Below are 19,794 nucleotides of genomic sequence, written 5' to 3' on the forward strand. Positions count from 1 at the left end.
AAAAAAACTCCTGCTTTATCGCATATTCATTTCAAGCTCAGCACTAAAGTGTTATTGCAGCTCAATGTGGATATCATGTAACTGACCATCACGTTTAACCGTCAGTGTAAAATCAGTGGCTGAAGACAACTCACCCCAAAGTTTGGCCATAATTGCAGGATCGGTAAGGCTATTACCATTAATACTCACTGCAAGATCATTAGCCTTAAGACCAACCTGATCAAATAAAATTCTATTTTTACCCGGATTAACTCGATAACCTTCAATTTGGCCATCTTTTTTCACCTGAGATAAACGGATATAACTGAATAGTGTTTGAGGCTCAGATAAGATTTCTTGCTTTATCTTGGCTAATTCAGCAGCATTGCCATTACTTTGCGGAGACTTACGTTGAGAGGTGGTAACCGTCGCTGATGGTTTAGTGAATTTTAACCCTTCAAGCATCAAGGTTTCATCACGACCATTATTACGAATGATAACCCGATCGTTATATACCGCGATCAAGGTTGCACGCGTATTATCAATCACTTCGTTAACACCATAAGTGTTTTGTTTGCCATTATTGGTGACCACAGCCAATGCTTTTGATGGCGTAGAACTTGCCACCACACCAACTAATGTTAATCGTAACTGGGTTTGAGGTGCATCTTGTTTAACCGGTTTTGCGGCCACAGGAGCAGCATTGGCCTGATACCGGCCAAATAAATTCAAGCTTAATATTTCATTAACCGGTAATTGCTGTTGAGAAGTATTAACACTGACGGTTAACGGCTGCCAACGGGCAACAACAGGAGCTGGCTCAACAATAGACCACACTAAACGACCACTAACCCAAGCAAATATCACCACTAAAAGGCCAGTTAAAAGACGTGTGATTAATTGTAATGATAACGGACGTTTGGTTGCAGCTACAGCAAACCACTTTGAAACAGACATAGTGAAATCCATTGTTAAAATACCAACTACCATTAAACAAATAAATGCAGTGCAATCGCACTTTGAAATTGAACGGACTATGATCGCCTGTTAATTAACGAAATACTATTTAATAATCCCAACAAAACACCATAGTATCTAAGAATTTAATGATTTTTTGTAATAAATTCTTATTCAGTGATTGAAATCCTCGGCTAATATCACCATTTATACTAAATAGTCACGTTACTGCTGCTATCAGCAAAATGTGATAATTTATCGTTTTAACTAATATAGGCACCATGATGGGTCAAAATACCCCAAACATTAAACAGGTTCGTCTTGATAAATGGTTATGGGCAGCCCGGTTTTACAAAACACGTTCAATTGCTCGTACCATGATTGACGGTGGTAAAGTGCAGTACAATGGCCAGCGTTCAAAACCAAGCAAGATTATTGAGCTTGGCGCCGTAGTAAAATTACGCCAGGGTAACGATGAGAAAATCATCACCATTGAACAAATCTCAGATTGTCGCCGTGGCGCACCAGAAGCGCAGTTGCTATATCAAGAAACCGCTCAAAGTATTGCTACCCGTGAACAAACTGCCAAAATGCGCAAACTCAATGCTTACGATAATCCGAGCCCTGAAAAACGGCCAGATAAAAAGCAACGTCGCGATATTATGCGATTCAAAAACATTAACTCATCTGAATAAATAACCAAGTGCCAACCTATTTAATTTATAATTTTAACTGTGAGTACTTTATTGCAACGGTTTAGCCGCCGAGGTTGCAACGTTGACCATAAAGTAATTACTGTTCCTTTTATGCCTCACTAGGTTGGCTCTATAGCTGGAGAATACATACTCATGACAAACGATAGTTTAAACCGTTACCTTTTCGATGGCGCAGCCGTTCGTGGTGAATTGGTACAATTAAGCCAAACTTACCAACAAATTATTGCTGATAAAAATTACCCAGCACCAGTGGCAACATTGTTAGGTGAGTTATTGGTAGCGACCAGCTTATTAACTGCCACTTTAAAATTTGAAGGTTCAATCACCGTACAAGTACAAGGCGATGGCCCTGTAAGTCTAGCGGTTATCAATGGCGATCATAATCAACAGTTACGCGGTGTAGCACGTTGGAAGGGTGATATTAAAGACGGCACTATTCATGACCTAATGGGTAAAGGCCATATGGTGATTACAATTACACCAACGAAAGGTGAGCGTTACCAAGGTATGGTTGGTCTTGATGGCGATAGTTTGGTTGAGTGCCTTGAAAGCTACTTTAAAAATTCAGAGCAACTAAAAACCCGTATTTGGTTACGTACTGGTGAAATTGACGGCCAAGTAAGAGCTGCTGGTATGCTATTACAAATCATGCCAGATGGTACTGGTACTGAAGGCGACTTTGAACATTTAGAAGCGTTAACTGAAACCGTTAAAGATGAAGAACTATTTACATTAGAAGCACAAGATGTGCTATATCGTCTTTACCACCAAGAACAAGTTCAACTATTTGATCCTCAAGCTGTCAGCTTTGAGTGCGGTTGCTCACGTGATCGCAGTGCTGCTGCCATTATGACTGTACAGCCACAAGAAATTGATCAAATCATTGCTGAAAATGGCAAAGTATCACTGCATTGTGATTACTGTGGTACTAGCTATGACTTCGACAGTATTGATATTGCAGCACTACGTGATAACAGCGCTAACTCCGCTGATAGTGATCAAGTTCACTAATTCGAGCTCAGCCACTCACCACTCTTTTTTAGCCGACAAATAATGTCGGCTTTTTTTGATATTAATTTCCCCCTGCAAACATAGCCACAGCGTATATAAATTTATATTGCCATTTTAATTGTGTTTTTTTTGCAACCGAGAAGCACAAATATTGACCACAATCACAACATATAAATTTTAACATTTACGCAAAATAAAACCCCTCGCCGTTTCGATATTTTTACCTAAAATTAACATTACGATGGTTGATTTTTTGATGACCATCCCTGATTTAGCGATTTAGGGTTGTTAGCATGATTGACAGTTAATCAACATCTTACCCTAGGAGCACCAATGATCACTACTTGTGTCGATAATAAGGTTGCAAACAACATGGATTTATCCCAATACGGTATTACCAATGTTACAGATGTTATTCGTAACCCTTCTTATGAGGTTCTTTTCAATGAAGAGACAAAACCTGAACTAGAAGGCTACGAGCGTGGGATTGTTACTGAATTAGGTGCGGTATCGGTTGATACAGGCATTTTTACTGGCCGCTCACCACAAGATAAATTCATTGTGCGTGACAACACCACTAAAGATACATTGTGGTGGTCAGATCAAGGTAAAAATGACAATAAAGCGCTAACTCAAACTGCATGGTTAGATCTTAAGGAATTAGTGACTAACCAACTATCAAACAAGCGTCTGTTTGTTATTGATGGTTATTGTGGTGCAAACCCTGATACTCGGCTTTGTATTCGAGTGATCACTGAAGTGGCATGGCAAGCGCACTTTGTAAAAAACATGTTTATTCGTCCAACAGATGCTGAACTTGAAAACTTCGAACCTGATTTTGTGATCATGAATGGTTCTAAGTGTACAAACCCTAAATGGCAAGAGCACGGCATGAACTCTGAAAACTTCACGGTTTTCAATCTAAGTGAAAAAATGCAACTGATTGGTGGTACTTGGTACGGTGGTGAGATGAAGAAAGGTATGTTCGCTATGATGAACTACTTCTTACCGCTACAAGGTATTGCATCAATGCACTGCTCTGCCAATATGGGTAATGAAGGCGATGTTGCAGTATTCTTTGGCCTTTCAGGCACAGGTAAAACAACCTTATCAACAGATCCTAAGCGCGCACTAATCGGTGATGATGAGCACGGTTGGGATGACAATGGCGTATTTAACTTTGAGGGTGGTTGCTACGCAAAAACTATCAACCTATCGAAAGAAGCTGAGCCTGATATCTATAATGCCATTCGTCGTGATGCATTATTAGAAAACGTTAGTGTTCGCAGTGATGGTTCAATTAATTTTGACGATAATTCAAAAACTGAAAATACCCGTGTTTCTTACCCTATTTACCATATCGAAAATATCGTTAAGCCAGTATCAAAAGGCGGTCATGCTAATAAAGTGATCTTCTTATCTGCTGATGCTTTTGGTGTATTGCCTCCGGTATCTAAATTGACACCAGAGCAAACAAAATATCATTTCCTTTCAGGCTTTACTGCTAAATTAGCCGGTACTGAGCGTGGTATTACTGAACCAACACCAACTTTCTCTGCTTGTTTTGGTAATGCATTCTTAACCTTACATCCAACCCAATATGCTGAAGTATTAGTAAAGCGTATGGAAGATGCAGGTGCTGAAGCTTACTTAGTAAACACGGGATGGAACGGCACAGGTAAACGTATTTCAATTCAAGACACGCGTGCAATCATTGATGCAATCCTTGATGGCTCAATTGATAATGCAAACACCAAGCAAATTCCAATTTTTAATCTAACGGTGCCAACATCATTACCGGGTGTTGATCCAACTATTCTTGATCCACGTGATACTTACACTGATCCTCTACAGTGGCAAAGCAAAGCTGAAGATTTAGCAAATCGCTTTATTGTTAACTTTGATAAGTACACCGATACTCAAGAAGGCCAACAGTTAGTTACTGCCGGGCCACAACTGGGTTAATTAAAATATCACACCGATTAACCGCTAACAGCCTCTAGTTATAGAGGCTGTTTTTTTAACACGAATATTCCACAGCTAAGCTTTCACCAAAGCGCTTGCTAAAAAACAATTTTTCCCCCACCCTCAACAAGCCATTAAAATTGATATAGTGCCTTCAGCTTACGAGGAAATTTTATGCGACTACTTCGCAAATCAGTGCTTATTTTGGTGTTAATAGTCGTGGTGAGTTTAACCACTCTCATAGGACTATTACACAGCCGCTATAATCAGCCGCTGATTAATTTTATCCTTGCCCAAGTATCGCCCTATCAAGTCTTTGCCAAAAACATTGATTATGATATTCGCACCCCTTATCAGATACGATTTGAACATGCTGAAGTCACTGAAAATCAACAAGTACTGATCCACGCTGACAGTATTCAACTATGGCTGTCCAAATCCAGTATAACCGAGGATAAGTTGGTATTTGACGGAATACAGATTAACAATATCACCTCTGCTAATATGCCGTTATTAACCACCCTACCGCCACTCACAATCAAACGCTTGGTGTTTAATAATACCAACCTCAACACTCCAACACTTGCAATTAAGCATGGTTTAATTCAAATCGATAATTGGCAAACACCCGCAGCCAATACACCATGGTGGCAAAGTTTTAATGGCAGCTTAAAAATGAGTGCCACCAGCATAAAATGGCATAAATTTGAATTACAGCAATTACTGATCAATGCCAATAAGCACCACCAACAATGGCAATTTAATGGTATTTCTGGACTGTGGCATCAGGCTAAAATAACGGCTCAAGCACAGTTCAATAGTACCGACCATAGCTTGACTATCGATCAACTGACACTCAATAAATTCCGCTTACAAGATCAACAGTTAGTTAATGATTGGCAGCAACAATTAACCCACCACCTTGTACCGCTTACCGCGATCAATATAAAACGATTAGATGTCATTGATAGCAGTGTTGAATTACCACAATGGAGTGCTGATAATATTAATCTATCACTCCAAAACTGGCACTGGCCACAGAACTATTGGCAGCAACAAAATAGCCGATTATCGTTCAGTGCAAGTCATGCACAGTGGCATCAGCTCAATTTTGAGCAGCCATTAGCTGAGCTACAATTTATGCCCCAACAAATTATCAGTCATGGTATGTCAGCACATATGATGGAAGGGTTTGTTCGTGTCGATGGTTGGATCGATCCGCAGCAATTATTTGTGCGTGATTTAAAAGCCAGTGGTATTAAATGGTTTTTAGACAAAGATTGGCCGCAACTATGGCAGCAATGGCAACATCAATACACCGATGTAATCTTTAAAAATCTTAATATTAATAATAGTCAGATCACTTCATCTGCAACAGCGATGCCATTTCAACTGGCAGGGATTGATATTGATGCTCAAAACGCGGTATTAAAACAAAACAACCAGTGGGGATTATGGCAAGGACAGATAGAAGCTAACTTAGGCTTTGGTAGTATCAATCAAGTGATCATCAACCAAGCTATTACAACTATGCACAGCAATGCCGGTCAATGGCAGGTCGATAAATTAGTATTACCGTTTAACCACGGCATGTTAAAGGCACGTGCAAGAGTCGCACTGAATAATCCACTGCGCCCATGGCAATTAACTCTTGTGGGCGACAGTATGCCTGCACAAACGCTATCTCAATGGCTATCATTGCCCTTACCGCTCACCGGGGCTATTGATACTCAAATAAAGCTTCATGGACTGGCTGGCACGCAAGCTGATTTTAATCATCACTTAAGTGGCACTGCTAACGCTGATTTTCGCCAATTAGCGTTAATCAATATCACACCACAGCAATTATTCACTCAGTGGCAGCAATCGAATTTTTCAACCATCAATCAAACGGCAACAGTACCTGAGTTACCATTAACAGCAACACCACTGATACTTACAGCCCAACACGGTACAATCCAAATGCAACCATTAACAGCCATGGCTAAAGGTTTCGCGCTAAATATTGACAGTCGTTGGAACTTAACAGATACCAAGCAACAGCAACTTAAACTTAAATTGACGACGGGCTGTCAGCAGTTAATTAAAGAATGGCTTCAAGGAGTATCCACAGTCACGGTGGATTCATCCTGCAACGGTAATACTAAATATGTGCCAGTAAAAGTTGAAGATACCGCTTTACCACATTGAACATTCACATCGACAGTCACTCGCCCTTTACGCCCTTGAGTAATACGATCAAAATCACCACGTAGATGCTCAAGGGTAGTAACTGCGATCGGCCGTTCTGTTACTGGCGCAGAGTAACGTATATGACTATCAACCAAAATAATATTACCCTGCAAGCCACGCTCTTTTAGCAACAACCAAATAAATCCCCACCCAGCGAGGGTTGCCATGGTAAAAATACTGCCAGCAAACATAAATTCATTGGGATTTAAATTAGCATTAAATAGTGCGCTGACTTCAAATCGATAACCCGTGTACTGATTAATTTTAATCCCCATTTTGTCACTGATCGGAATTTGGTTTTGCCATAATGTTTGTAGTTCTTGGCACCATTGTGGCTGGCGAGCAACATCCGTTAAGGGGGGTAATGGTTTCACCATCTGCTGATGACGCATTGGACCATGCTCATCACTTAGCTCGCCACGACTTTCAAAACCATTTTTAAGATAAAATGGAATAGCCGCCTCACGCGCATTACACACTAACCGCTTAGCGCCGTCATAACGCGCTAAAGATTCAAGTGCTAATAAAATCATCCCGCCTAAGCCATGATGACGCACTGAAGCATCAACCGCCATATAACGAATTTGGCCTTCATTATCGGGTGTCAAATATAACCGTCCAATTGCGACCACGTTATCATGGCTATCTACCAACATTCGATGGGCACTGACATCATCATACGCATCACGCTCTGATCCCAGTGGCATTTGCCATGGCTGACGCAACATTTGCCAGCGAAAATAATAGTAACTCGCCAATTGTGATTCTGTTTGCGGAGTGATTAATCGAAACATCCATTTCCTCTCTTCTTAATCGTCTGCAATTTTGCACCCACAATGTGCAAATAGCGCGGTTAAACCTGTAGCCAAAAAGTCACGGGACCATCATTAACTAATGCCACTTTCATATCAGCACCAAAAACACCAGTTTCAGTAGTAATCGACTCTGCTTTACATTGTTCGACAAAGTATTGGTACAGACGTTCCGCTTCAATCGGTGCAGCACCTGCAGAAAATCCAGGACGCATGCCTTTTTTAGTATCTGCTGCTAATGTAAATTGTGAAACGACCAACACGCTACCTTGAGCTTGCTGAACATTAAGATTCATTTTATCGTCAGCATCGCTAAAGATACGATAGCCCAATACCTTATCGCGTAACTTTTTGGCTTTGGCTTCATCATCACCTTTTTCAACTCCAAGCAGCACTAATAACCCACAGCCAATCGCTCCGGTTATCTGACCGTCAACGGTAACACTGGCTTCACTCACCCGTTGAATTAGCGCAATCATTATTATTCCTTTTTATTAATTAAATCTTGGTCACTATTAGTTAACCTTGTTGGTGAACGAAGTGGACTCACATCCCAAAAACCACGCTCACCTAAACTGGCAGTAATTTCAGCCCCAAGCAACACAATACACCAACATAAATAAACCCATACAAATAAAATAGGGATCACAGACAAAGCACCATAGATCATTTGATAGGAATGAAAATGAGCTAAATAAATCACAAAGCCTTTTTTACTTAACTCAAATAAAACACTACTACACAACGCTCCTATCAATGCATGTTTAAAGGTTACTTTACAATTAGGTACTAGTGCATAAAGCAATAAGAAAGCCAACCCTGACATCATTGACGGCAACCATAGCAATGACTGTTGCACGACACCATGTAATGTTTGATGATCAAGTAATACCAATGAACCTAAGTATGAGCTTAATGCAATACTAGAACCCAAAAGAATAGGACCTAAAGTCAGAATCATCCAATATACTGCTAATGATATTACCCAGCGACGCTTTTTCTTTACCCGCCAAATATAGTTAAGTGCTTTATCAATCGAAGAAATGAGCATCATAGCTACGACAAATAATGCTCCAATTCCAACCACAGTCATTTTGCCAGCATTAACAATAAACTCATTAAGGTAGGTTGTTACCACAGCCCCTGCTGCGGGTACAAAGTTAGTGATCACAAACTTTTGTACTTGATCGCCAACCCCTGCAAAAGCTGGTACCGCAGATAACGCCGAAACAACCACTGTTAACAACGGCACTAACGACAGCAAGGTCACATAAGCCATTGATCCTGCGGTTACTGTCAAGCGATCATGGTTAACACGCTGGATTAAATAACCAAAATATTCCATTATTCGCGGCAATCGTTGCTGCCATACAAATTTCACAGGTTGTTTTTTGTCAGCCATAATAGAGTTTTCTATCTATAAGTTATGCTAAGCAGTCATGTTAACGTTAGATGCTGTTATCAATATTTCACCATCGAAACGGTTACTTTAGCACAGCGCGGTTATAGTCTTTATTTGTTATTTTGCATGTCTTACCAAGGAGCAAAACATGCCTTATTTTATTGCAATCTTTTTAAGTGTGAGCCTACTTTCAGGCTGTCAAACGGCCTATTATTCGGCAATGGAAAAAGTTGGCGTTTATAAACGCGACATCATGGTCGATCGCGTTGAGGATGCTAACCAAGCTCAACAAAATGCCCAAAAACAATTTACCAGCGCTCTTGAAGGTCTCAAAGCACTGAATCAATTTGATGGTGGCGAACTTGAAGCAGCTTATCAAGATGTTGATAGCCAATATAAAAAGAGTGAAGCCGCAGTAAAAAACGTTAATGATCGTATTGCTGCAATTGAAGATGTTTCCAATGCGATGTTTGAAGAGTGGCAACAAGAACTAGCGCTATATAAAAGTGCGACGCTTAAACGCGACAGCCAGCGTAAATTACAAACAACAAAACTATCTTATAATAAAATGTTAACTGCGATGAAACGCGCTGAGAAGAAGATGGAGCCAGTTTTAGATACTTTACGTGACAACACCCTTTATCTTAAGCATAACCTCAATGCAGCGGCAATAGGCTCTCTTCAAGGGCAATTTAATGCATTACAAACTGAAATCTCAGGTGCTATTCGTGATATGAACAGTGCCATTGCAGAATCAAATCGCTTTATTGGTCATTTGAAAAAATAAGCGCCACTATCACCCTTTCATTCCGATAAAAAAAGAGCTAACTGTGAAGTTAGCTCTTTTTTGTCTCAATAACATTTTCATGGTTCTTAAATACAACAATCCCCCGCTTGTTGCCAAGCGAGGGATTGTATTAGTATCGTTCAGCTAGAGGTAATTACTTACCGCTACGACCTGCACGTTTACGATCGTTTTCAGTAAGAAGTTTCTTACGGATACGAATGCTTACAGGTGTCACTTCTACTAACTCATCGTTATCGATGAATTCTAGTGCTTGCTCAAGTGTGTACTTGATAGCAGGAGAAAGAGTTTGCGCTTCGTCAGTACCAGAAGCACGAACGTTTGTTAGCTGCTTACCCTTCAGACAGTTAACTGTAAGGTCGTTAGAACGGTTATGAATACCGATGATTTGACCTTCGTAAACTTCGTCTGCGTGCTCAGTAAATAGACGACCACGCTCTTGTAGGTTAAACAGTGCGTAAGTCAGTGCTTTACCTGTTGCGTTAGAAATCAATACACCGTTGTTACGTTGACCGATAGTACCGCCCTTGTGAGGACCGTAGTGATCAAACGTATGGTAAAGAAGACCTGAACCTGAAGTCAGTGTCATAAACTCAGTTTGGAAACCGATAAGACCACGAGAAGGCATCATGAAGTCCATGCGAACACGGCCCTTACCATCTGGTGCCATATCAGTTAGCTCACCTTTACGAAGACCGATGTTCTCCATGATACCGCCTTGGTGCTCTTCCACCACGTCGATAGTCACAGTTTCAAACGGTTCCATTAGCTGGCCGTCTTCTTCTTTAATGATAACTTCTGGACGTGATACTGCTAGCTCGTAGCCTTCACGACGCATGTTTTCGATCAGGATAGATAGGTGAAGTTCACCACGGCCTGATACGCGGAATTTGTCTGGGTCAGTTGTCTCTTCAACACGTAGTGCAACGTTGTGTACTAGTTCTTTTTGAAGACGCTCTAGGATGTTACGTGAAGTAACGAACTTACCTTCTTTACCAGCAAACGGAGAGTTGTTTACTTGGAAAGTCATAGTAACTGTTGGTTCATCAACAGAAAGCGGCGTTAGTGCTTCAACACAGTTTTGATCACAAATAGTGTCAGAAATCTTCAGCTCGCCAAGACCTGTGATAGCAATGATGTCGCCCGCTTTCGCTTCTTCAACTTCATGACGCTCAAGACCTAGGTAACCTAGAACTGTACCTACTTTACCGTTACGCTTAGAACCGTCAGCACCTACGATAGTTACTTGTTGGTTAGCTTTCACTGTACCACGAGTGATACGCGCAACACCGATAACACCAACGTAAGAGCTGTAATCTAGCTGAGAGATTTGCATCTGTAGTGGGCCATCAACGTCTACTGAAGGCGCTGCAACGTTATCAACGATAGATTGGAACAATGGTTCCATGTTCTCGCCAATTTCGCCTTCTTCTAAAGTAGCCCAACCGTTTAGTGCTGATGCATAAACCACTTGGAAATCTAGTTGCTCATCAGTTGCGCCTAGGTTGTCAAATAGGTCAAAGATTTGATCCATAACCCACTCAGGACGTGCACCTGGACGGTCAATCTTGTTGATTACAACGATTGGCTTAAGACCGTATGCGAACGCTTTTTGAGTTACGAAACGTGTTTGAGGCATAGGACCATCAACTGCGTCAACGATAAGCAATACAGAGTCAACCATAGACATGATACGTTCAACTTCACCACCGAAGTCTGCGTGTCCAGGGGTGTCTACGATATTGATACGGTAGTCATTCCAGTTAATTGCTGTGTTCTTAGCAAGAATGGTAATGCCACGCTCTTTTTCGATATCGTTAGAGTCCATCACACGTTCTTCGGCTTCGCCGCGACCCTCTAACGTGCCAGATTGCTGTAGAAGTTTATCAACCAAGGTAGTTTTACCGTGGTCAACGTGAGCAATAATTGCGATATTTCTTAATTTATCGATCGATTGATTAGACATTAGTTTCACATTCACTCAGAACATGCAGCGTCTTACTAGAGGCTACTTGATTAAAAAAACGGCTCATAATTTAACAGATTTTACTCTAAAACCCACGCAATATGTGATTTATATCACCAGCTTTTTTTAAAAATCACTCTAGAGCCGCATTTTTACTCACTTTTTTGGCTATTTTTATTTTTTTTAACCCCTTTATTCGTACGATAAATTCCCCTAAATGGACTCAAAATGAGATCTATATCACTTTTCATTTACAGCTTACTGACCATTATTTAGCAAAAAAAACACCTAATTATCACCGAGTGGATTGACAATATTTGCCCTCATCACCATAGTAGTGTGACTATTAAATGGATGAATGTATTGAAAGATATTACCCTCTTTTCAATAACAATTGTCAAAGCACCAAATTGGTGCAACCGTTCACCACAATAGTGCAAACAGGACAGGAAAAAGTTCCAATAATATGGCAAACCCGCCTTTTTTGGGGCTTTTAAAAGTTGGCATGGTTTTCGCTTTAACACTTTTAGATTCGCTCACGCTAAACATGAGCAAAAGTTTGCGGCCATCGCCCTAAATAACACCGGAGGTTACTCAAGATGTCAGTTGAAAACGTACTAGCGCTGATCCAGGAAAATGAAGTTAAGTTTATTGACCTACGTTTTACCGATACCAAAGGTAAAGAACAGCACATTTCTATTCCATCTCACCAAATCGATGCTGATTTCTTTGAAGAAGGCAAAATGTTTGATGGCTCTTCAGTTGCAGGCTGGAAAGGTATTAACGAATCAGACATGGTGATGATGCCTGACGCAGCAAGTGCGGTACTTGACCCATTTACTGAAGACGCAACCCTAAACATTCGTTGTGATATTCTTGAGCCAGCAACAATGCAAGGCTACGATCGCGATCCTCGCTCAATCGCTAAGCGTGCAGAAGAATTTATGCGTTCGGCTGGTTTTGCTGACAATGTACTTGTTGGTCCTGAGCCAGAGTTCTTCTTATTTGACGATGTTAAGTTCAACACTGATATGTCTGGCTCATTCTTTAAGATTGACGACATTGAAGCAGCATGGAACAGCGGCGCTAGCATCGAAGGTGGTAACAAAGGTCACCGCCCAGGCGTAAAAGGCGGCTACTTTCCAGTAGCACCAGTTGATTCATCACAAGATATTCGTTCTGCAATGTGCCTAATCATGGAAGAGATGGGACTTGTTGTTGAAGCTCACCACCATGAAGTAGCAACGGCAGGCCAAAACGAAATCGCAACCCGTTTCAATACCCTTACCAATAAAGCTGATGAAATTCAGATTTATAAGTATGTAGTTCATAACGTTGCTCACGCATTTGGCAAAACAGCAACCTTTATGCCTAAACCATTAGTGGGTGATAACGGCTCTGGTATGCACGTACACATGTCACTAGCAAAAGACGGTGTAAACCTATTTGCAGGTGATAAGTACGGCGGCCTATCTGAAATGGCGCTGTTCTACATCGGTGGTATCATCAAGCACGCACGTGCAATCAACGCCTTTGCGAACCCATCAACTAACTCGTACAAGCGTCTAGTCCCTGGCTATGAAGCTCCTGTTATGTTGGCTTACTCGGCACGTAACCGTTCAGCATCTATCCGTATTCCAGTAGTACCAAGTCCAAAAGCACGTCGTATCGAAGTACGCTTTGGTGATCCAGCAGCCAACCCATACCTCGCCTTTGCTGCAATGCTAATGGCTGGTCTTGACGGCATCGCTAATAAGATCCACCCGGGTGAAGCGATGGATAAAGATCTATACGACTTACCAGCAGAAGAAGCTGCAGAGATTCCAAAAGTAGCTGAGTCACTACAAGGTGCACTACAAGCGCTTGACGAAGATCGTGAATTCTTAACCTCTGGTGGCGTATTCTCTAACGACTTTATTGATTCTTACATCACACTAAAATCGCAAGATGTAGAGAAAATCAATATGGCTGTGCACCCATTAGAGTTTGAACTTTACTACTCTGTTTAAGTAATCACTTAATTACTTAACAATAAAGATTTAGGCCTGCTTCACATGCAGGCCTTTTTGATCTTGCTACCTCAGCGAAAGCGGCAACAATACAGGACTTACTGACCATTAAGGTCTTGCTGGAGAGTTAATGGATGAAACTCATTAATCTGATATCAATGCTATTATTTACCACAGCAGCGACCACCGCCGTAGCGACAACTATTTATTCTTGGACTGACGACAATGGCGTGGTCCATTTTAGTGATACTCCGGAAGTACCACAGGCCAGCGCGGTTGAGCTATCGGTTACAGAAGTACAATCCCAATCAACCATGACAGAGCACAATCAGGTTAACAGCATCGATATTGTAACGCTCACAGCTGAAATAGAACCGCCACTTCCAGCTGCAACCATCAGCTTATTAGCACCACTGCACCAACAAACACTGCGTAATAACGATGGTAATATTACTGTTCGCGCCGTCAGTAATCGTAAATTAACTAAAAACCTTCAAGCTCAATTAGTCATTGATGGTCATGTTTACGGCAAACCTCAACCCCTGTTATCTTGGCAATTAACCAATATTGATCGCGGTAGCCACCAAATTCAAATCCAATTACTTAACAATGGCAAGATCCTTGCTTCATCTGAAAGTATTACGGTTTATTTACATCGCGCATCACAGGTTCGCCCGAAGAACAGCCCAGTTCAACCACGGTAACGACTATTTACAATAAATCCTGCCTGTTCGCTGTTAAACCGAGTACACTTTAACGCACCAAATTGGTGCGTTAGCTAACAGCGGCGGGTGTGCGCTTGCACCAATCGTCTTATGCTTGATTATCAATAAGGATGATGATTGTGAATACTAGCTTTACGCCCATAATTCTCGACAATTTAGTCACTGCTATCGTCTTAGTTGATGAAGCGTTAGTGATTCGTTACGTTAATCCTGCAGCCGAACAACTATTATCATCAAGTAAACGCCGCCTACTTGACACTCCGCTACCACAACTATTGCAGCACAGCTCGCTTGATCTTAATCATGTCAAAGCCACCCTTCACAACGGTCAAGGCTTAGCCGACAGTGATGTCACTTTTGTGATTGATGGCCAACGTCATTTGCTTGGTGTTAATGCCAGCCCTATCTCATGGCAAAAACAATTATTGATATTATTGGAACTAAAACCGATTGATCAACAACGTCGAATTAGCCAAGAGCTCAACCAACATGCGCAGCAACAGGCAGCCAAAGAATTAGTCCGCGGTTTAGCTCATGAAATAAAAAACCCTCTTGGCGGATTACGCGGTGCAGCGCAATTGCTTGAAAAAACCCTTCCCGATAGCAGTTATCACGAATACACCCAAATGATCATTGAACAAGCTGACCGACTGCGTAATTTAGTCGACCGCTTACTGGGGCCACAACGACCGGGGATCCGTAAAACTGATAATATTCATTCAGTATTAGAAAAAGTACGCCAACTCGTTAACATTGATACTGATAGCACCATTACCATTGAACGTGATTACGATCCTAGCTTACCCGAAATAAATATGGATGCTGAACAACTAGAACAAGCATTACTCAATATTGTCAGTAACGCAGCATTAGCATTAAAAAGCCAAGGCGGCGGCACAATAAAATTAAAAACCCGCACCGCTCATCAAGGCTTAATTCAAGGTGTTCGTCATCGTGTTACTGCCACCATTGAAATTATTGATGATGGCCCAGGCATTCCAGCAGATATTCAAGATACCTTATTTTATCCGATGGTCACTGGCCGTGAAGGCGGTACCGGATTAGGGTTATCAATTGCACGAAATCTGATTGACCAGCATCAAGGTAAAATTGAAGTATTCAGCTGGCCTGGGCACACCAATTTCACCATTCATTTACCGATTAAGTCATAACATCAGTTATCACAGGAGGCTTATTATGAGCAAAGGATTAATCTGGGTTGTTGATGATGACAGCTCTATTCGTTGGGTGTTAGAACGCACCTTAATTAATGCCGGCATGAAATGTGAAACCTTTGCTGATGCCGATAGCGTGTTAGCAGCATTAGAACGCAGTGTCCCCGATGTAATAGTCTCTGACATTAAGATGCCGGGTACCGACGGTTTAGCATTACTCAAAGTGTTGCAGCAAGATTACATCACTTTACCGGTTATTATTATGACCGCCCATTCTGATCTTGATGCTGCTGTTAACGCTTATCAGCGTGGTGCATTTGACTATCTTCCTAAACCGTTTGATATTGATGAAGCCGTCACGTTAGTTGAACGAGCACTAAGTCATAGCCAGGAACAAAAACGCCAACAACAACCGGTCATTGACACCAAACATGCACCAGAAATTATTGGTGAAGCACCAGCAATGCAAGAAGTATTTCGTGCGATTGGGCGCTTATCCCGCTCGTCAATTTCAGTGCTTATTAATGGCGAATCAGGCACAGGTAAAGAGTTAGTCGCTCATGCTCTGCACCGTCATAGTCCTCGCAGCAGCAACGCTTTCATTGCCCTTAATATGGCAGCTATTCCCAAAGATTTAATTGAATCGGAGCTATTTGGTCATGAGAAGGGGGCGTTTACTGGTGCCAATAGTGTACGCCAAGGTCGCTTTGAACAAGCCAATGGCGGCACGTTATTTCTCGATGAAATTGGTGATATGCCGCTAGACATTCAAACACGATTGTTGCGCGTATTAGCCGATGGACAATTTTATCGTGTCGGTGGTCATGCGCCCGTTAACGTTGATGTGCGTATCATCGCAGCAACCCATCAGCACCTCGAGCGCTTAGTCAGTAGTGGTGAATTTCGTGAAGATTTATTTCACCGCCTCAATGTTATTCGCGTTCATCTACCGTCGTTAAAAGATCGCCGCCAAGATATACCTCAACTAGCGCACCATTTTTTACAGCGTGCCGCAGATGAACTTAGTGTCGACGTAAAATCTCTCCACCCACAAACCGCAGACAAACTTACCCAACTGCCATGGCCGGGTAATGTACGTCAATTGGAGAACATCTGCCGCTGGTTAACTGTAATGGCAAGCGGTAATGAGATATTGCCAACCGATTTACCCCCTGAAATCACTGATACCGCCCCAGTAATGGCCACCACCGAAACCCAGCATTGGCACCAAGGGTTACAACAATGGGCCCAGCAAGCGTTGCAACAAGGTGAGACCGAGTTATTAGCACAAGCATTACCACAATTTGAAAAAATCCTGCTTGAAACTGCCCTGCTTCACACTCACGGTCATAAACAAGAAGCAGCTAAATTACTTGGTTGGGGACGTAATACGCTGACTCGAAAACTTAAAGAATTACAAATCCATGATTAACCCACCATTGGTAGATGTACCAGCGCACATTTATTTGCAACAATGATGAATGTCATTTAGTGATTGCGTATACTCAACCCATCATTAACGTCGAGAAGTATAATCATCATGATAAACAAAGATCTTCCACTCACGGATATTCACCGCCATCTTGATGGTAATATTCGTCCACAAACAATCTTAGAACTAGGTCAGCAATTTAATATCGCCTTACCAGCAACAGAAATTGAAGCATTACGTCCTCATGTACAAATTGTTGAAGCTGAGCCAAGCCTCGTCGCTTTTTTAAGTAAATTAGATTGGGGCGTGGCAGTATTAGGTGATTTAGATGCCTGCCGTCGCGTAGCTTATGAAAACGTCGAAGATGCACTTAAGGCACAAATTGACTATGCAGAATTACGTTTCTCACCTTACTACATGGCGATGAAACACAATCTTCCCGTTGCAGATGTTGTTGCTGCTGTCGCAGATGGCGTCGCTGCCGGTTGTCGTGATTTTGGTGTCAAAGCCAACCTAATTGGTATTATGAGTCGTACTTTTGGTACGCAAGCCTGCCAACAAGAACTGGATGCGCTATTAACTCATAAAGACCAACTAGTGGCGATTGATCTTGCGGGTGATGAGCTAGGACAACCTGGCACTCAATTTATCTCGCACTTTAAACAAGTTCGTGATGCAGGGTTACAAATCACAGTCCATGCCGGTGAAGCAGCAGGCCCTGAGAGCATGTGGCAAGCAATTAACGAACTTGGCGCGGTACGTATTGGCCACGGCGTAAAAGCTGTTAATGATCCTAAACTAATGGATTACTTAGCAGAGCATCGAATTGGTATTGAATCTTGTATTACTTCAAACATTCAAACCAGTACCGTTGCTGACATTGCTCAGCACCCAGTAAAAGCCTTCCTTGAACACGGTATTCTTGCTTGTTTAAATACCGATGATCCAGCCGTTGAAGGCATAGAACTGCCTTATGAATATGACGTTGCCGCTCCTAAAGCTGGCCTAAGTGTTGCTCAAATTCGTCAAGCGCAAATCAATGGTCTTGAATTAGCGTTCTTGTCTGCAGCAGAAAAGCAGGCATTACGTGATATTGCCAGCAAGCGCGGCTAACCACTTGAGATTATAGCGCGACTTTAGCGGCTATAATCCACAAATTAAAACGCCTCTGTTTCACGTGAAACCGAGGCGTTTTTTATGGTGCTATTTTAAAAAGTTAGATAACTCGCGAAAACTGCTGCTGACGAGCACGGTCACGTAAATATTTATCAAAGCACATACAAATATTACGGATCAATAAACGCCCTTTCAGTTCAACATGAATCGTGTCTTGATCCACTGTCACCAATTGGTCATTGATAAAAGTCTTAAGCAATTGAAGGTCTTCACTAAAGTAACTATCAAAATCAATACCAAATTCAGCTTCAATGGCGCGTTTATTCAATTGAAAATTACAAATCAATGCTTTAATGACTTCACGGCGCAACAGGTCATCGGCGTCTAAGGTTACCCCTTTCCACAATGCTGTTTGCTGATCTGCCATTTGGCTGTAATACAGCTTTAATTCTTTTTGGTTCTGCGCATAGCAATCACCAATCATCGAAATTGCCGACACGCCCATACCCAATAGATCACAATCACCTTGAGTGGTATAGCCTTGGAAATTTCGGTGCAAAACACCTTCACGCTGCGCTACTGCTAACTCATCATCAGGCAACGCAAAGTGATCCATCCCAATAAACTGATAGCCCGCTGCCGTTAGAGTCGCAATTGTATCTTGTAAGATTGCTAACTTTTCGGTTGCTGACGGTAACTGATCTTCATGAATTTTACGCTGCGCAGCAAACAAACTTGGCATGTGAGCATAGTTAAATACTGATAATCGTCCCGGCTTCATGGTCAATACTTGCTGTAGTGTTTCAGCAAACAGCGCTTTGGTTTGCAAAGGCAATCCATAGATTAAATCAAGATTGGTTGAGCGGTAACCTAACTCACGCGCACGTTCCACCATTGCAAAAATAAACGCTTCATCTTGCTCACGGTTAACTAACTTCTGCACGTCTTTATTAAAATCTTGAACACCAATGCTGAGACGGTTAAAACCTTCATTTCGCAAGTGATCAAGAATATCTAGTTCAATTTCTCGCGGATCAACTTCAATACTGATTTCAGCATCAGCATCAAAGTTAAATGCATTACGTAACGCAGTCATTAAACGACTAATTTGTGCCGCGGTTAAAAACGTCGGTGTACCACCACCCCAATGCAATTGGCTCACTTGACGATCACCAAGTAAGGTCGCACGTTGCTTTATTTCTTGTTCAAGCACATCTAAATATTGATCGGCTTTGTGCTGATGGCGAGTAATAATTTTATTACAACCACAGTAATAACAAAGCTTGTGGCAAAAAGGGATATGAATATAAAGCGATAACTTACGATCTGGATATTGTTGACATGCCATCTCAAATTCAGCAGACGTAAAAGCTTGGTTAAATTCTAGTGCGGTCGGGTAAGATGTATAACGCGGGCCTGAATAGTTATATTTTTCAATCAGGGCCTGATCCCAAATAATCTGCTCATTTGACATGACATTGTTCCAATTTGG

General features: G+C 41.7%; 16 protein-coding genes. 10 read left to right on the plus strand and 6 right to left on the minus strand.

Annotated features, from left to right (window positions below):
- Positions 1–51 precede the first annotated feature (51 nt).
- A complete protein-coding gene (gene gspC, locus PMAL9190_RS18680; protein WP_087846725.1) occupies positions 52–936 on the minus strand; it encodes a type II secretion system protein GspC in 885 nt (294 codons plus the stop codon).
- Positions 937–1,220: 284 nt separating this feature from the next.
- On the opposite strand from gspC, the gene hslR reads away from it, so the two are divergent.
- The 4 genes from hslR (at position 1,221) to PMAL9190_RS18700 (ending at position 6,818) form a co-directional block, all read left to right on the plus strand.
- Positions 1,221–1,631 (plus strand): ribosome-associated heat shock protein Hsp15, encoded by a 411-nt coding sequence (gene hslR, locus PMAL9190_RS18685; protein ID WP_060998594.1) that lies wholly within the window; start codon positions 1,221–1,223, stop codon positions 1,629–1,631.
- Positions 1,632–1,784: 153 nt separating this feature from the next.
- Positions 1,785–2,663 (plus strand): Hsp33 family molecular chaperone HslO, encoded by an 879-nt coding sequence (hslO, locus tag PMAL9190_RS18690; protein WP_087846727.1) that lies wholly within the window; start codon positions 1,785–1,787, stop codon positions 2,661–2,663.
- Between the two features lie 333 nt (positions 2,664–2,996).
- Positions 2,997–4,628 carry a phosphoenolpyruvate carboxykinase (ATP) gene (gene pckA, locus PMAL9190_RS18695; protein ID WP_087846729.1) on the plus strand — a complete coding sequence of 544 codons (1,632 nt, stop codon included), beginning with the start codon at positions 2,997–2,999 and terminating at the stop codon, positions 4,626–4,628.
- Between the two features lie 174 nt (positions 4,629–4,802).
- Complete coding sequence (locus tag PMAL9190_RS18700; protein WP_087846731.1) at positions 4,803–6,818, plus strand: AsmA family protein; 2,016 nt, start codon at positions 4,803–4,805, stop codon at positions 6,816–6,818.
- Here the strand turns inward: PMAL9190_RS18700 and PMAL9190_RS18705 are convergent.
- The 3 genes from PMAL9190_RS18705 to PMAL9190_RS18715 are packed head-to-tail and all read right to left on the minus strand — an operon-like array spanning position 6,725 to position 9,074.
- Complete coding sequence (locus PMAL9190_RS18705) at positions 6,725–7,654, minus strand: bifunctional GNAT family N-acetyltransferase/hotdog fold thioesterase (protein WP_087846733.1); 930 nt, start codon at positions 7,652–7,654, stop codon at positions 6,725–6,727. The genes PMAL9190_RS18700 and PMAL9190_RS18705 overlap by 94 nt on opposite strands.
- Before the next feature lie 59 nt (positions 7,655–7,713).
- Positions 7,714–8,151, minus strand: a complete 438-nt coding sequence (gene dtd, locus PMAL9190_RS18710; RefSeq protein WP_087846735.1) for a D-aminoacyl-tRNA deacylase — start codon at positions 8,149–8,151, stop codon at positions 7,714–7,716.
- A 2-nt stretch (positions 8,152–8,153) separates the two neighbouring features.
- Positions 8,154–9,074 carry a virulence factor BrkB family protein gene (locus PMAL9190_RS18715; protein WP_087846737.1) on the minus strand — a complete coding sequence of 307 codons (921 nt, stop codon included), beginning with the start codon at positions 9,072–9,074 and terminating at the stop codon, positions 8,154–8,156.
- A 148-nt stretch (positions 9,075–9,222) separates the two neighbouring features.
- Here PMAL9190_RS18715 and PMAL9190_RS18720 point away from each other — a divergent pair, with 148 nt between their 5' ends.
- Positions 9,223–9,861 (plus strand): DUF2959 domain-containing protein, encoded by a 639-nt coding sequence (locus tag PMAL9190_RS18720; RefSeq protein WP_087846738.1) that lies wholly within the window; start codon positions 9,223–9,225, stop codon positions 9,859–9,861.
- Positions 9,862–10,015: 154 nt separating this feature from the next.
- Here the strand turns inward: PMAL9190_RS18720 and typA are convergent, their stop codons facing one another.
- Positions 10,016–11,845, minus strand: a complete 1,830-nt coding sequence (gene typA / locus PMAL9190_RS18725; RefSeq protein WP_087846740.1) for a translational GTPase TypA — start codon at positions 11,843–11,845, stop codon at positions 10,016–10,018.
- Positions 11,846–12,444: 599 nt separating this feature from the next.
- On the opposite strand from typA, the gene glnA reads away from it, so the two are divergent.
- The 5 genes from glnA (at position 12,445) to add (ending at position 18,299) form a co-directional block, all read left to right on the plus strand.
- The gene (gene glnA / locus PMAL9190_RS18730) at positions 12,445–13,854 is read left to right on the plus strand and encodes a glutamate--ammonia ligase (RefSeq protein WP_087846742.1); all 1,410 of its coding nucleotides are present in this window, start codon (positions 12,445–12,447) and stop codon (positions 13,852–13,854) included.
- 134 nt (positions 13,855–13,988) lie between these two features.
- On the plus strand, positions 13,989–14,558 hold the full coding sequence (locus PMAL9190_RS18735) for a DUF4124 domain-containing protein (RefSeq protein WP_087846744.1): 570 nt from the start codon (positions 13,989–13,991) through the stop codon (positions 14,556–14,558).
- 134 nt (positions 14,559–14,692) lie between these two features.
- A complete protein-coding gene (gene glnL / locus PMAL9190_RS18740; protein ID WP_087846746.1) occupies positions 14,693–15,751 on the plus strand; it encodes a nitrogen regulation protein NR(II) in 1,059 nt (352 codons plus the stop codon).
- 25 nt (positions 15,752–15,776) lie between these two features.
- Positions 15,777–17,186 carry a nitrogen regulation protein NR(I) gene (gene glnG, locus PMAL9190_RS18745; RefSeq protein ID WP_087846747.1) on the plus strand — a complete coding sequence of 470 codons (1,410 nt, stop codon included), beginning with the start codon at positions 15,777–15,779 and terminating at the stop codon, positions 17,184–17,186.
- Between the two features lie 108 nt (positions 17,187–17,294).
- Positions 17,295–18,299 (plus strand): adenosine deaminase, encoded by a 1,005-nt coding sequence (gene add, locus PMAL9190_RS18750; protein WP_087846749.1) that lies wholly within the window; start codon positions 17,295–17,297, stop codon positions 18,297–18,299.
- Positions 18,300–18,402: 103 nt separating this feature from the next.
- Here add and hemN read toward each other — a convergent pair whose 3' ends face one another.
- The gene (hemN, locus tag PMAL9190_RS18755; protein WP_087846750.1) at positions 18,403–19,776 is read right to left on the minus strand and encodes an oxygen-independent coproporphyrinogen III oxidase; all 1,374 of its coding nucleotides are present in this window, start codon (positions 19,774–19,776) and stop codon (positions 18,403–18,405) included.
- Between the last annotated feature and the right edge of the window lie 18 nt (positions 19,777–19,794).

Source organism: Photobacterium malacitanum (assembly GCF_900185615.1).
Lineage (GTDB): Bacteria > Pseudomonadota > Gammaproteobacteria > Enterobacterales > Vibrionaceae > Photobacterium > Photobacterium malacitanum.